The organism is Paenibacillus sp. FSL E2-0151 (assembly GCF_037993015.1).
GTDB lineage: Bacteria > Bacillota > Bacilli > Paenibacillales > Paenibacillaceae > Paenibacillus > Paenibacillus amylolyticus.
Genome location: NZ_CP150308.1, coordinates 4,174,433 through 4,189,131, shown reverse-complemented (window position 1 = coordinate 4,189,131; position 14,699 = coordinate 4,174,433). Strand labels below are relative to the sequence as shown.

Annotated in this window: 12 protein-coding genes; 11 read left to right on the top strand and 1 reads right to left on the bottom strand. The window is 42.4% G+C overall.

What is annotated here, in order from left to right:
- The first annotated feature begins 52 nt into the window (after positions 1-52).
- The 6 genes from MHI55_RS18845 to MHI55_RS18820 all read left to right on the top strand — a co-directional run bounded on the left by MHI55_RS18845 (position 53) and on the right by MHI55_RS18820 (position 8,075).
- A complete protein-coding gene (locus MHI55_RS18845) occupies positions 53-358 on the top strand; it encodes a hypothetical protein (RefSeq protein ID WP_339186851.1) in 306 nt (101 codons plus the stop codon).
- Between the two features lie 224 nt (positions 359-582).
- Positions 583-1,422: a PRD domain-containing protein gene (locus MHI55_RS18840; RefSeq protein ID WP_036613486.1), complete on the top strand. Its 840-nt coding sequence runs from the start codon at positions 583-585 to the stop codon at positions 1,420-1,422.
- Between the two features lie 167 nt (positions 1,423-1,589).
- Positions 1,590-3,527: a beta-glucoside-specific PTS transporter subunit IIABC gene (locus MHI55_RS18835; protein ID WP_339186852.1), complete on the top strand. Its 1,938-nt coding sequence runs from the start codon at positions 1,590-1,592 to the stop codon at positions 3,525-3,527.
- Between the two features lie 445 nt (positions 3,528-3,972).
- A complete protein-coding gene (locus MHI55_RS18830) occupies positions 3,973-5,886 on the top strand; it encodes a beta-glucoside-specific PTS transporter subunit IIABC (RefSeq protein WP_127547573.1) in 1,914 nt (637 codons plus the stop codon).
- Between the two features lie 34 nt (positions 5,887-5,920).
- Positions 5,921-7,363: a 6-phospho-beta-glucosidase gene (locus tag MHI55_RS18825; protein ID WP_339186853.1), complete on the top strand. Its 1,443-nt coding sequence runs from the start codon at positions 5,921-5,923 to the stop codon at positions 7,361-7,363.
- Positions 7,364-7,676: 313 nt separating this feature from the next.
- Entirely contained in the window at positions 7,677-8,075 is a 399-nt protein-coding gene (locus tag MHI55_RS18820) for a RidA family protein (protein WP_339177236.1), read from the top strand.
- A 123-nt stretch (positions 8,076-8,198) separates the two neighbouring features.
- Here the strand turns inward: MHI55_RS18820 and MHI55_RS18815 are convergent, their stop codons facing one another.
- Positions 8,199-9,356 (bottom strand): S8 family peptidase, encoded by a 1,158-nt coding sequence (locus tag MHI55_RS18815; RefSeq protein ID WP_339186854.1) that lies wholly within the window; start codon positions 9,354-9,356, stop codon positions 8,199-8,201.
- Positions 9,357-9,577: 221 nt separating this feature from the next.
- Between MHI55_RS18815 and MHI55_RS18810 the strand changes: the two genes are divergently transcribed.
- From MHI55_RS18810 to fabD, 5 genes are all read left to right on the top strand, one after another.
- The gene (locus MHI55_RS18810) at positions 9,578-10,099 is read left to right on the top strand and encodes a GNAT family N-acetyltransferase (protein ID WP_340386584.1); all 522 of its coding nucleotides are present in this window, start codon (positions 9,578-9,580) and stop codon (positions 10,097-10,099) included.
- A 57-nt stretch (positions 10,100-10,156) separates the two neighbouring features.
- On the top strand, positions 10,157-10,615 hold the full coding sequence (locus tag MHI55_RS18805; RefSeq protein ID WP_339186856.1) for an SMI1/KNR4 family protein: 459 nt from the start codon (positions 10,157-10,159) through the stop codon (positions 10,613-10,615).
- 74 nt (positions 10,616-10,689) lie between these two features.
- Positions 10,690-11,547: a Cof-type HAD-IIB family hydrolase gene (locus MHI55_RS18800; protein ID WP_339186857.1), complete on the top strand. Its 858-nt coding sequence runs from the start codon at positions 10,690-10,692 to the stop codon at positions 11,545-11,547.
- A 176-nt stretch (positions 11,548-11,723) separates the two neighbouring features.
- Entirely contained in the window at positions 11,724-12,989 is a 1,266-nt protein-coding gene (locus MHI55_RS18795) for a YncE family protein (RefSeq protein ID WP_339186858.1), read from the top strand.
- 364 nt (positions 12,990-13,353) lie between these two features.
- On the top strand, positions 13,354-14,559 hold the full coding sequence (gene fabD, locus MHI55_RS18790) for an ACP S-malonyltransferase (RefSeq protein WP_340386583.1): 1,206 nt from the start codon (positions 13,354-13,356) through the stop codon (positions 14,557-14,559).
- Positions 14,560-14,699 lie beyond the last annotated feature (140 nt).

The window sequence follows — 14,699 nt, the reverse complement described above, 5'->3', positions numbered from 1 at the left end:
GAAACGTTTATCTTAGCAGAGTAGATATTTTATATGAAAGGGGCATTACATCATGTACTTTGTTTTATTTTTGCTCATAGGACTTGTTCTATGTTATCTGATCCCATTCGGTCCGATTTTGGCCGGGGGCATTATTTTTGCGCTTGTTGTAGACCAATACCGCCAGACGATGCATATGCGTGAAGATATCCGGGATATCAAGAATCATCTGGGCCTAATGAACAATAATGAGGCAAAAGAGTACGAGTTGGATAAAGAATACACTCAAGTTGATCGTTTGGATTCAGAAGAAATGAACATGATTAATCGAAGAATTGAAGCGGAACTGGAGAAAGAAAGCAAAAACAATAAACCGTGAATTCCTGTAAAATAATTCTTGATTTGCTCACTCCTGTGAGTATATTTACCTAGATCAGGAGTCATGCTAATTCGATATTAACTTTTTGTTGCACTGTGTAGAAATTTGTAATAATATGAGGGAAGCGCGTACAACATATCGGGTTGTAACTGTTGAATCAGGCAAAGCCGTATACCTTGAGAAAAGGGATTGGTTTGTCTTTTTCTGTATATTGGAGTGATAAAGTGAAAATCGAGAAGGTGCTGAACAATAATGCTGTAGTTGCAATGAATGACGAACAGGAAGTTATTATCATTGGCCGGGGGATTGCTTATCAGAAGCGGGCGGGTGATATGGTTTCCGAGCAGCATATCGACAAGATATTTACTTTACAGAATGAAGATATTCAGGAAAACTTCAAGGCATTAATCTCAAGCATTCCTCTGGAATACATGAAAGTATCCGAGGAAATCATCGCTTATGCCAAGCTAAAACTTGGCAAGAAATTAAATGAGAGCATTTACTTACATCTCACAGACCATATTCACTTTGCCATTGAGCGGTATCGCAAGAATCTGCCCATACGCAACGGGTTAATCTGGGAGACAAAGCAGTTATACAAAGAGGAATATGAAGTCGGAATGGAAGCGCTCAATATGATCTGTGATCAGTTTGGTGTGATCTTGCCCGAGGACGAAGCCGGTTTTATGGCACTTCACTTTGTCAATGCAGCTTTGAACGAGGAAATGCCCAACATCAAGAGTATGACCCAGGTCATGCAGGAAATCTTGACAATCATTAAGTATCATTTCAAGATTGATTTTGATGAGAACTCACTGACATTTTATCGCTTTGTGACACATTTGAAGTTTTTCGCCCAACGTTTGGTGAAGGGAAAACATTACAAGAGCAACAACGATGATGAATTGTTCCTGATGATTCAGAAAAAGTATCCAGCAGCGCACAAGTGCTCGGAGAAAATCAAGAAATTCATTGAAAGCAACTACACGTATCAACTAACTGACGAAGAATTGATGTACTTAACGATTCATATTGAGAGAGTTGTGAATGCAACTTCTGAATAATCCCATAGATCAGCTTGCAGGGTTGCAACCACTAGGGCAAAACCTGAACGCTTGAATGACTGAACATACCGTTAACCGGGTGTTCCATACATTCAGATGTTCAGGTTTTTTTATTCTCTCCAATATGCTTTGAATCCGTGTCTAGCCAGAAAGGAAGAAAAGACTTCATGAAACACGAGCAATTAGCCAGAGACATTCTGTCTGGCGTTGGTGGAAAACAGAACATTAACAGCGTGGTGCACTGTGCGACCAGACTTCGTTTCAAATTAAAAAATGACAATAATGCCAAAACAGACGAACTCAAAAATCTGCCTGGAATCATAACGGTAATGCAAAGCGGGGGGCAATACCAGGTCGTTGTGGGTAACGAAGTGTCTGATGTTTATAAAGCCTTGTTACAGGTGGGTAATATGAATGCGGATGAACCGGTCTCAAGTGATGATTCAGAATCATCCGGTAAAAAAGAGAGTCTCTTGGGTCAGTTTATCGACTTGATCTCAGGTGTCTTTACACCAATTCTCGGATTGCTAGCTGCAACAGGGATGATCAAAGGTTTCCTGTCCATGTTTACTTCTCTCGAATGGTTGGACCCGTCTTCAGGAACATATCAATTGTTGAATGCTGCAGGAGACTGCCTGTTCTACTTCTTCCCAATCTTCCTGGGTTACACAGCTATGAAAAAATTCGGTGGATCTCCATTCCTCGGGATGGCCATCGGAGCATCACTTGTATATCCGACCTTATCCGGTCTTAGTGGTGGGGAACCGCTCTATACGCTGTTTGCAGGCACATTGTTTGAATCACCGATTCATATCACGTTCCTGGGTATTCCCGTTATCTTGATGAGTTATTCCTCATCCGTCATTCCGATTATTATTGCTACTTATTTTGGAGCAAAGGTAGAAGCGTTCTTCAAAAAGATCATTCCTTCTGTTGTGAGAACGTTCCTCACGCCATTCTTTACGATTCTGATTGTTGTCCCTGTAACATTCCTCTTGATTGGTCCAATTGCGACATGGGCAAGTCAGCTGATTGGTGCCGGGGTATCGGGCATCTATGACTTGAGTCCGTTGGTAACCGGTATTGTTGTTGGTGGATTGTGGCAAGTATTGGTGATCTTCGGGTTACACTGGGGTATCGTACCAATTATGTTACTCAATCTGTCCACACTGAAAGCAGATCCGATTCTGGCAATGATGTTTGCTGCTTCCTTTGCTCAGATTGGTGCCGTTCTTGGCGTTATGCTTAAAACGAAAAATACCAAACTCAAATCACTGGGTGTTCCTGCCTTTGTGTCCGGGATTTTTGGTGTAACTGAGCCTGCTATTTATGGTCTTACTTTGCCACTGAAGAAACCATTTATTATGAGTTGTATTGCTTCTGCAACCGCTGGTGGTATTATTGGCTTCGCTGGCTCCAAAATGTTTGTATTTGCTTCAGGAATCTTTGGTGTTCCAGCGCTGATTAGTCCCACAGAGGGAATCAACTATGAATTCTGGATGGCCATGATTGCCACTATCATTGCTTTTGTACTAGGCTTTGTTCTCGTTTATTTTGTAGGATTCAAAGATCCTGCTAATCCAGAGGCTGCCAAACAGGCTCCAGAGCCAGTAAAAGAAGAGAAGGCTGCACTTGAGCCTAATCCAAACAATCGCTACGAAATTGCCAGCCCGATGACGGGTGAGGTGGTTCCTTTGCAAGAAATTAATGATGCTACATTTGCTGGTGAACATATGGGTAAAGGGATTGCTATTCGCCCAACCAGTGGGAGAGTTGTATCCCCGATTAATGGTGTGGTACAGACGATTTACCGTACCAAACATGCAATTGGACTTGTAGATGATCAAGGTGTAGAGATTCTGATCCATATCGGTCAGGATACGGTACAGCTCAAAGGTCAACATTTCACTGCACATGTGAAAGATGGAGATCGTGTGAGTGTTGGCGATCTGATCGTTGAATTTGATCTGCAGGCCATTATTGAGGCGGGTTATGAGACCGTAACACCGATTATTGTAACGAATACGGCTGATTATTTGGACGTAGTTGCTACAACAAGTCGTGAAGTGCAAGAAAAGGATAAATTGGTTACGGTTATAGGTTAATTCTGCTTTAGTGCGTATTTTATTAATCTGAACATTAGCTATATAGAGACCACTTTGATGTTTTCGAAGTGGTCTCTTTTTTTCATTTTCGGTCACTCCAATGTATTTGTGAAATTAATAAAAATAAGTGTTGCAAACGTAGTTCAGATGTACTATGATGAGTTCAAGAAGTAAGCGCATACATTAATCGGATTGTAACTGTTCAATCAGGCAATGCCGGCCATCCTCAGTTCAGAGGATATGGAATGTAACTTACTTTCGTTATCTAAATAACTAAATACCAATGTGTACAGCCTTACAGGGTTGCAACCGTTAAGGGCAAAACCTGAATTGCTGAATAACACGACTGATTTCCGGACGATCCGGTATGTTGTGTATGTTCAGTGGTTCAGGTTTTATTTGTTTCAAAAGCCATGGGGAGTCTACTTAGAGAGGGAGAATTACAATGAGCAACTACGATCAATTAGCTAAGGACATTCTGTCACGTGTAGGTGGTCGCGAGAACGTAAACAGTGTATTCCATTGCGTAACAAGACTGCGGTTTAAACTGAAAAATGAAAGCGTAGCCAAAACGGAAGAACTTAAAAATCTGCCAGGTGTTATTACCGTCATGCAAAGTGGTGGACAATATCAAGTTGTTATCGGCAACGAAGTGCCGGATGTATATAAAGCAGTTGTTAAAGCAGGGAATTTCCCAAGTGAAGGACAAGTGGAAGAGGAAACGGACAACTCAGGCAAAAAAGTAGGGTTGTTCAGCCGATTTATCGACATGATCTCCGGTGTGTTCACACCACTACTCGGTTTGCTGGCCGCCACAGGTATGATCAAAGGTTTTAACGAGATGTTTGTAGCCTTTGGCTGGATAACTCAGGATTCCGGAACGTATCAATTATTGAAAGCAACGGGGGACTGTCTGTTCTACTTCTTCCCGATCTTCCTGGGTTACACTGCAATCAAGAAGTTTGGCGGTTCACCGTTTCTGGGTATGGCGATAGGTGCATCTCTTGTTTATCCGACATTGGGCGGTCTTAAGGCAGGAGATCCACTGTACACCTTGTTTACAGGTACATTGTTTGAATCACCTATCCACATTACGTTCCTGGGTATGCCGGTTATCTTGATGGACTACGCTTCATCGGTTATCCCAATCATTATAGCGACATTTGTTGCTGTAAAACTAGAAAGATTCTTCAAGAACGTTATTCCGAAAGTGGTAAGCACATTCCTTGTTCCCTTTTTCACCTTGCTTGTAATTGTTCCAGCGACTTTTTTGGTCATTGGTCCAATCTCCACATGGGCAGGACAATTGATTGGCGCGGGAGCTACTAATATTTATGAATTAAGTCCTATTGTTACAGGATTGATTATCGGTGGACTATGGCAAGTGTTTGTATTATTCGGACTTCACTGGGGACTGGTTCCAGTTGCATTATTGAATCTTAGTACGTCAGGCGCTGATCCGGTTATCGCAATGTCATTTGCTGCTTCTTTTGCTCAAATCGGTGCTGTACTTGCCGTATTACTCAAAACAAAAAATACGAAAATAAAAACACTCAGTGTACCAGCATTTATCTCCGGTATATTTGGAGTAACAGAGCCTGCGATCTATGGTGTTACGCTTCCATTGAAAAAACCTTTTATTATGAGTTGTATTGCTGGGGGGATCGGAGGCGGTATTCTCGGTTATGCAGGTTCGAAGATATACATGATTGGCGGACTTGGCGTATTCGGTTATCCAACTTTTATTAATAAAGAAACAGGATTAGACTTCGCGTTCTACATGGCTATAGTTGCTTCATTGATTGCATTCGTTCTTGGTTTCGTATTGACGTATGTGGTTGGATTCAAAGATCCGGTGGAAAAAGTAGCTGCACCTGCACCAGTACTTGATCCAAATCCGAACAGCAGATACGAAATTGTAAGCCCAATGGCTGGTGAAGTTGTTGCACTGAACGAAATTAATGACGTAACGTTTGCAGGAGAGCACATGGGTAAAGGGATTGCAATTCGTCCAACCAGTGGTAGAGTGGTATCTCCAATCACAGGTGTCGTTCAAACCGTATATCGTACCAAACACGCCATTGGTCTTGTAAGCGATGATGGTGTAGAGATGCTGATCCATATTGGACAGGATACGGTCAAACTGAAAGGTCAACATTTTACAACCCATGTGAAAGATGGAGACCGTGTTAACGCAGGTGACCTGATTGTTGAGTTTGATCTGCAAGCGATTAAGGATGCAGGATATGAGACGGTTACACCGATCATTGTCACTAATACTTCAAATTATCTGGACGTTGTAGGAACAAAAGATGCATCCGTTCATGAGAAAGATAAATTGATCACGGTATTAAGCTAATTGAAACTAAGGATGGTTAAGGAGGAACTACTCAATGAATGAAAAGTTTACAGCCTTCCCGGAGAATTTTCTCTGGGGAGGAGCAACCGCAGCGAATCAATTGGAAGGTGCTTATCTGGAAGGTGGCAAAGGTTTAACAACGGTAGATCTGATTCCGATTGGTGCTAATCGATGGAATATTGCTCTGGGTAACCTGGATTCATATGAACCAAAAACAGGGGAATTCTATCCTTCACATGAAGCCATTGACTTCTATCATCGATATAAGGAAGATATTGCGTTATTTGCAGAAATGGGATTTAAGTGCCTCAGGCTTTCCATAGCCTGGGCACGGATTTTCCCTAATGGCGATGAAGCGGAGCCAAACGAAGCAGGCTTGCAATTTTATGATGATGTCTTTGATGAGTTATTAAAATACAACATTGAACCTGTCGTGACGATCTGCCATTTCGATGTACCTGTACATCTGGTCGAATCTTACGGCGGGTGGAAGAACCGCAAGATGATTGGTTTCTTTGAGAAATATGCGACGACGCTATTCAATCGATATAAGAATAAAGTGAAATACTGGATGACGTTTAACGAGATCAACATGTTGCTGCATCTTCCGTATATTGGAGCGGGAATTGTCCTTCAGGATGGTGAAAACAAAGATCAGGTTCTGTATCAGGCAGCACATCATGAATTGGTAGCGAGTGCACTTGCTGTTAAGGCTTGTCATGAGATCATTCCGGATGCACAGATTGGATGTATGTTAGCCGCTGGAATGGTGTATCCATACAGCTCTAATCCGGATGATGTATGGAAAGCCATGGAGAAAGATCGCGAGTCATTCTTCTTTATCGACGTGCAGTCGAAGGGAGCATATCCAGGTTATACGAAAAGATTTTTCAGGGAAAATGACATTTGGATTGACATGCAACCGGAAGACGCAGAGATCTTGATGCAGAACACGGTCGATTATATCGGTTTTAGCTATTATGCAAGCCGGTGCACCAGTACAGACCCTGAGATTTTGAAAGATTCGACAGAAGGCAATGTATTTGGTTCGGTGAAGAACCCTTATCTGCAAGCTTCCGAGTGGGGGTGGACCATTGATCCTAAGGGGCTTCGAATTACGCTTAATCAACTGCATGACCGCTATGGCAAACCTTTGTTTATCGTAGAAAATGGACTTGGTGCAACCGATGTGTTGTTAGATAATGACTCCGTTGAAGATGACTATCGCATCGAATATTTGAATAGTCATTTTGCCGAAATGGCTGAAGCGATTCAAGACGGTGTAGAGCTCATAGGTTACACAAGCTGGGGACCGATTGACCTGGTCAGTGCGGGTACCGGAGAGATGAAGAAACGTTATGGCTATATCTATGTAGACCGAAATAATGATGGCACGGGCACACTTCGCAGAGTGAAAAAGAAGAGTTTTCACTGGTACCAAGATGTCATTGCGAGTAATGGCGCACAATATTTCTGATACAAGGGGTCCAACGCTATAGAATAAACAAAGAGCAGTCTCGTTATTACGGGATTGCTCTTTGTCTATGAGGGGATGAATTTGACCCTTAATGTGGCTTTCAGATATAATAAAGAAATGAAGAGAATCTTGTCACTTAAGAAGGGAGGAGCATCCACTCATGAAGAAAAAATCACTTGCGTTTATATCTTCGGGATATGGATACTCCACTGCTGTCTTTTTCTAGAATCTATTCCAAGGGTGAAGTCTGCCCAAAATCGGAAGAAAACTAGGAAATAACGCAGAAAATCTTAAGAATGATGAGGTAATCCAAATGAATATTGACAAAATTACTAGAAAAAATCCAGCAAATATGCCAGCTCCTGTAGGTCAGTACACGCATATTACAAGAATCCCGAGGAATGCAGAGTTATTTGTGACTTCGGGTCAAATTGGAGCAGATCATAATGGACTCTTTCCAGAGAGTCTGAATGAGCAAGTCACTAATACATTTAATAATATTAAAACAGTGCTCGAATCTGAGCGCTTAGATGCTGAACATATTATCAAAGTGAACGTATGGGCAACCGAGGAAATCGATTGGGATTTCTTATATGCCGAGTGGGGACAATTATTTAGTACGGATTACCCTGCAATGACGATTGGATATATTACGGCGTTAGGTCTCCCAGAGATTAAAATTGAAATAGAGCTTTGGGCAGCAAAAGTGTAACATCGAATACTTTTTAACCAAACGAAGGAGCATCTTACTTACAGATGCCCCTTCGTTTTTTATTTGTGAAAAATGGAAAGGATATGCCCTGTGTGCAATCATGAGCGATAGTAGGTGGGTGTATTATGGCCCCTGCAAGCTCTGATAAGCATTCAGTCGACCATATGTCCAGTAGATCCCGGAGCCTGATACTGGATCAGAAGCGAAACACAGCGCGTCCCGAATCTGAGCATTTGTTTTCCCTTGTGCAGCGAGAAGTGCAGCCACTCCAGCCACATGAGGGGCAGCCATGGATGTCCCGCTAAGGTAGGCATAGGAACCACCCAGGTATGTGGATAGAATGGTATCACCCGGTGCAGCCATATCCACCCAGGAACCATAGTTGGAGAAATTGGATTTGAGATCGGAAGGGTTGGTTGAAGCGACAGCAATCACATTGGGATACGATGCGGGTACGATTGGGAATGAAGTGTTATCATTACCGGCTGCGGCAATAATCACAGCTCCTCGATCCCAAGCATACTGTACGGCAGCTTGAAGGAAAGCATTTCCCATCGGCCCACCAAGGCTCAGGTTAACAACCTGAACACCGTTATTGGCAGCAAAGACAAGCCCGTTACCTACATTACCTATCGTTCCTTGCCCGGTGTTATCCAGTACCCGGAGCGGAATGATGGATGCGAGCGGTGCAGCGCCTGCGATGCCCACACCATTGTTGGTAACGGAGGCAGCGATCCCGGCTACATGGGTGCCGTGACCGTTCCCGTCCTCAGGAATGTTATCATAATCAACATAATCATAACCGGGGAGGAGCTTGGAGGCCAATTCTGGATGGTTTAGCTGTACACCGGTATCGATAATGGCGATTTTGACAGAGCTGTTACTCTGAGTAATATCCCATGCAGCGGGTGCATTGATTTTGGACAGGTTATACTGATAAGGAAAGAAAGGGTCATTGGGAGTGAAAGAAGCCTCAACGAGGTAATTCGGCTCTGCATGTTCAATAAGCTCATGATCTTTGTAATGTTTCAGCATTCTGTGCATTTTTTTGCGGGATTCCACACGGTACCAGCCTAAATCTTCATAGGTCTCAGCGACTTTACATCTCCCTTTTTTGTGAAGGGTGTGCATCTCATCCTCGGTTGTACCTTCCTTGAATTTGACTAAGAGCTGCTTGGGAGCGTGAGGATGAAACTTGCTCTCGGCAAGTTGGTCCAGGTAACGATACACGAACCCGATTACTAGCAAAATGAAAGCAAAAACACCTAACCATAACCACATGAGCGTTTATCCCTCCAATATGATTTGTGACACGCCTTATCGTATGCGAACTCTATCAGACTGCGCGGGCACTCTTGCAATTTGGATAGTAGTGTAGATAGATTGATAGGAAGGGATAAATTCGGTAAGATGATATGAAGAGAGCCGCTTTGGCATGAACAAGATTTAAGGCAGGGCCGAGAGGTAACTCCTAAATACAGAGGATAAGGAATGTGGTTTTATTGACACAACTTCAGAGTATACCGACAGTCACACCAGTCCAGGCACACCAAATTCATGATGCCATTGATTTTGCCATGCGTGTACGCAGAGAAGTGTTTCCGATGATGGATCATACAAAATTGCCTGTAGACTTCGAGCAGTTCAGAGAACATTATCTGGGCTCCGATGGTTCGATCTTTCTTGTTGCAATGATGGAGGATGCGAGCATCGTCGGTTCTATTGGGATATTACCATATGATGGACGTATCGAAGCTGTGGAAGGTCGATATGCAGTTCGATTGGCTGCCGAAATAGTAAAATGTTATGTAGATCCCGCGTATCGTAGGTTTGGCATTGGCTCGATGTTGATGAACGAACTGGAGAGCGTGGTAAAGGATATGCACTATACGACGCTGTATTTGCATACACATCGCTTCTTGCCAGGAGCCGTAGATTTTTGGAAACGCCAAGGGTTTACGGTTATTGCTGAGCAGGATGATGACTGGCAAACCGTACATATGGACAAGTTGGCATGTAAGTAACCATTGGAGTTTATTGAAGGAAAATGACTTTATGATGGTAATGGGGGAGATCTATCCATGTATTCAAGTCTGATTGAGAAACTGGAGCATACCGAGGTTATACGCTGGTTCCCGAATCATCAAGTTCAAGAGAGCTGGATTACCGAAATTGAACAGGAGTTGGGCTTTCCGTTACCTCCGTCCTATCGCTGGTGGCTTCTGAATTATGGTATAGCGATGTTAAGTGGAACCGGAATTCTGACCATATCGCCTCCAGAACACCGAGAGTATGCGGACACTGATATTTTGTATAGATACCGACTTGCCGACGAAGACGCGAAGAAGGAAGGGAAGCTGGAACTGTTTGTACCGGACGAAGATGAATATTACTATTTTGACACGCGGACGGCAGATCACCTTGGAGAGTACAAAGTGATGCGTTTGGATTACTTTAATGGGGAACCTGAAGTATACGCGGATTCTTTTGCCGAATTTTTGGAGAAGTTGATCGATCAGCGAACATCACGGAATAGGTAATTTTGTAAAAGGAAAATGCCTGTCGGCACTCGCTCGGATAGACATAGACAACATACATGATGGGGGCTAGGCAGATGAACGAAACGAAGCGAAAAATTGTTTTTATTGATATTGATGGCACATTGGTCGACGATGATGGAAACATTCCGTTGTCAGCACAGAAGGCTTGTAAACAGGCCAGAGAGAACGGACATCTGCTCTATTTATGTACAGGCCGATCCAAAGCAGAAATTTATGATTCCATCTGGGATGTCGGATTCGATGGTCTGATTGGTGCAGGTGGGGGTTATGTGGAGTTTGGCAAGGACGTGTTATATCACAAAAGGGTAACAGCGGAAGATGTTCGACATATGGTCGATTTTTTCAATGAAAACGGCATTGACTTCTACCTTGAATCCAATTCGGCATTGTATGCGAGTAGCAATCTTCAACCTCACCTGGAACGCCGTATCTATGGCGATGTGGAGAATGACCCTGTAGCCAGAGAGAAGAAGGAGCTGAAACCGCACCCGTTTATTGCCGGATTAACGTATGGAGAGGCCGACCTGTATAAGGATGATGTGAACAAAGTATGTTTCTTGGAGAGCTCAGCCATCCCGTTTGAGCGGATCAAGCAAGAGTTTGAAGGGAAATTCGAAGTCATTCAGTGCACCGTGCCAATCTTTGGTGAAGGAAGTGGTGAACTGATGATCCCTGGCATTCACAAAGCCATTGCAATCGCCGATTTGCTGAAGCATCTGGGCATGTCCCAAGAAGATACATTTGCCATCGGTGATGGCATGAATGATGCAGAGATGTTGGAATTTTGTAACATCGGAATTGCCATGGGTAATGCGAAGCCTGGACTGAAAGCCATTGCAAATGATATTACTGGAACAGTCGAGGAAGATGGATTGTATCATAGTTTTGTGAAGTATGGATTGATCACTTGATAAAGAAATGAGGCAATCTGGAAAACAGTTAATACGTACACCCTTTGTCCCAAACCTTATTTTAGACCCTGCATATATTATTGCAGGGTCTTTTTTTGGTTTAAAACAGATCAATTTATATTTTTACAAAAGGATTCTAATCAAACCATAACATCTAAGTGAAGGAGAGAATCGAAATGGCCATTCTATCAACCGGACCTATCGAGAATAATGCCGTCAGTGATGTACGGCCAACACAACAAGTTACCGTTAAAATTGATAACAGGAATTCTCTGGATGGATCCGTTGTTTTGATACAAGGGTATAATCTGACCTCTACGAGGACTTTATATGTCAGCGAGCAGATTTCAATTGATCCGGATCAGGTAGTGACAAGAACTTATTTTGCCAATCTTGATGCATTTGAATTTGTCTTTACAGTTGAAGGTGTAGCTATAGAGCAGACAGAGATTTCCGTGTGGGGCAAAAATGAAAACGGCCAGCTTGTTGCTGCACATCGATTAGTTTCTTCCGAACTAGAAATAGAGGGGGATAATACGTCAGTCAACCGCATATATGTAGCCAATTTTAATAGTAACGATGTTTCCGTCATTAATGGTGATACGAATACGGTCATTACTACCATTCCTGTGGGGACGAATCCTGCAGGGATTGATGTCAATCCATTAACGAGTCGTATATATGTCGCAAACAGAAGCAGTAATACCATTTCCGTCATTAATGGTGTAACCAACGCGGTAATTGCTTCTATTCCGGTTGGGAATGAGTCAGGGGACGTAGGGGTCAATATAGCAACCAATGCCGTTTATACGGCAAATTTTAATTCATTGGATACAACTGAAGATGTAACCGTTATTGATGGATTAACCAACACGGTGATTGATGCGATCACTATTCCTGGACTCAATTTTTTAACGGGTATAGGCGTCAATTCCTTAACCAATCGGATCTATGCAGTTAATTTTAATTCTGATACTGTCTCTGTAATCGATGGAGTAACCAATACAGTGATTGCTACAATCCCCGTTCAGGTCAATCCATTCCGTATAGGTGTCAATCCAGCCACCAACCGTATTTATGTATCGAATTTTACCAGTAATACGGTTTCCGTTATTGATGGATTGACGAATTCCGTCATTGATACCATTCCAGTCGGCGTTACGCCAGCTGAAGTAGCGGTTAATACCTCCACAAATGCCATTTACGTACCCAATCGAGACACGGATAATGTTTCAGTAATTAGTGGATTAACAAATACCGTGATTACTACTGTTCCGGTCGGGAATAATCCAAACGGAGCGGGCGCCAATCCGTTAACTAATCGAGTTTATATAAGCAATCAAGATGACAATACCATTTCTGTGATCGATGGCGAAACAAATACGGTGATTGCTACTATTCCGGTGGGGGCACGTCCGTTCGCAGTAGGTGTAAATCCGTAGAAAGGTGAGGGGGTTCGGATGAAAGAAGTTATAACGGCATCAGACTTAATGGAGCAGCTGATCACCATGAATAAAGAAAATTCTGTATGCCAAGTTAGGATTCCAGGTAAGGAGAATCGCGAGTCTTGAATGATCAGATCAGAATGGAACAGGCATCTCCTCAATGGGGGTGTCTATTTGCATTAAGGAGCCCAAAAAGAATGACGAATTTTTTTCCGTTAATCGAAATAGATGCCCCTCCTTTTGACTTTGTTATTGCATAACTCCTAATGAAAGTTTAATATAAATTTTGCAAACAAGGAATTTATTGGTTTTCGTTTGTCGAAGTGCATGAAATATAAAGTTGATACATGGAGGATGCTGGATGAGTAATGTAGCTCTGTTGTTTCCTGGGCAAGGTTCTCAGATGGTTGGGATGGGTAGAGACTTTTGGAATAACTTCGATGTGGCTAAGAAGTTATTTGAAGAAGCCAGTGATGCCATTTCTTTCGATTTGAGAAAGTTATGTTTTGAAGGTAGCATGGCTGATTTGACAATGACGATGAACGCTCAGCCTGCACTTTTGACTGTTAGTGTCATAGCATATCAGGTGTATATGCAAGAAATAGGGATGGAACCCGCTTATTTGGCTGGGCATAGTTTGGGAGAATATTCGGCTCTGGTCTGCGCAGGTGTTCTATCATTTCATGACGCCATTAAACTGGTAAGACAACGGGGTATCATTATGCACAATGCAGACCCGGATCAGAAAGGTACCATGGCCGCCATTTCAGGTATTCATTTAGATACAATTCAAAACATATGTGAACAAGTTTCCACGATCGAGCGCCCTGCTTGTGTGGCTTGTGTGAACGCTGACCAGCAGTTTGTCATTTCGGGACATTGGCACTCTATACAAGAAATTATTAAAAGGACAGAAACCCTCGGAACGAAACATTCTTATATCAATGTAAGTGGTCCCTATCATTCTCCCATGATGCAAACCGCAGCAGAACAATTCAAAGTTGAATTGGATCAATATCAATATGCCCATGCAAAATACCCGGTTATTTCCAACGTTACAGCAGCACCCTATGAGTCTGATCGATCTGTCGTGGATTATTTAACCATGCAGATGACGATGCCTGTAAGATGGTCAGAGTCTATGCTCTATCTGGTTGCAAATGGGGTTACTGAAGTTATAGAGTTGGGTTCTAAACATGTGTTAGTTAGTCTTATGAGTAAAATAACGAAGCGTATTGTACCGTACTCGCTAAGTCAGCCTTCTGATTTACTAATGCTTACAAATACACAAGAAAGGAAAGATAAGCGGTTAACGATTCGTAAAAAGTTGTTATCAGAACTAATAGTAACCGCACTCATTTCAAGGAATTATAATACAGATTCAATATCCTATACCCAAACGGTTGAGCCATTGTTTCACCAATTACAACGGGCAAAGGAACAAGTAAACAACAATGAATATGAACTTAGTGAAGAAGAGATAAATGATGCTCTACAGGTATGTCATTCCATTATTATAGCAAAAAATATTCCATTGGATGGAACCGCGTTGATTGATGCAATCTAGTACTCGATCTGTGCTTTTGCAAGATCTATATTACAGCAACAGACTGCCTTTTTATAAGGTAGTCTTTTTGTCCTTTAATGCATCTGAACTTGTTGAAGCTTCAGATATTTGGTAATAAATATGTCAATAACCCATAAATC

What these genes read in the sequence shown, in the direction of transcription:
- MHI55_RS18845 (WP_339186851.1), top strand. Translation starts at nt 53, where the DNA reads ATGTACTTTGTTTTATTTTTGCTCATAGGACTTGTTCTATGTTATCTG.
- MHI55_RS18835 (WP_339186852.1), top strand. Translation starts at nt 1,590, where the DNA reads ATGAAACACGAGCAATTAGCCAGAGACATTCTGTCTGGCGTTGGTGGA.
- MHI55_RS18830 (WP_127547573.1), top strand. Translation starts at nt 3,973, where the DNA reads ATGAGCAACTACGATCAATTAGCTAAGGACATTCTGTCACGTGTAGGT.
- MHI55_RS18825 (WP_339186853.1), top strand. Translation starts at nt 5,921, where the DNA reads ATGAATGAAAAGTTTACAGCCTTCCCGGAGAATTTTCTCTGGGGAGGA.
- MHI55_RS18820 (WP_339177236.1), top strand. Translation starts at nt 7,677, where the DNA reads ATGAATATTGACAAAATTACTAGAAAAAATCCAGCAAATATGCCAGCT.
- MHI55_RS18815 (WP_339186854.1), bottom strand. Translation starts at nt 9,356, where the DNA reads ATGTGGTTATGGTTAGGTGTTTTTGCTTTCATTTTGCTAGTAATCGGG.
- MHI55_RS18805 (WP_339186856.1), top strand. Translation starts at nt 10,157, where the DNA reads ATGTATTCAAGTCTGATTGAGAAACTGGAGCATACCGAGGTTATACGC.
- MHI55_RS18800 (WP_339186857.1), top strand. Translation starts at nt 10,690, where the DNA reads ATGAACGAAACGAAGCGAAAAATTGTTTTTATTGATATTGATGGCACA.
- MHI55_RS18795 (WP_339186858.1), top strand. Translation starts at nt 11,724, where the DNA reads ATGGCCATTCTATCAACCGGACCTATCGAGAATAATGCCGTCAGTGAT.
- fabD (WP_340386583.1), top strand. Translation starts at nt 13,354, where the DNA reads ATGAGTAATGTAGCTCTGTTGTTTCCTGGGCAAGGTTCTCAGATGGTT.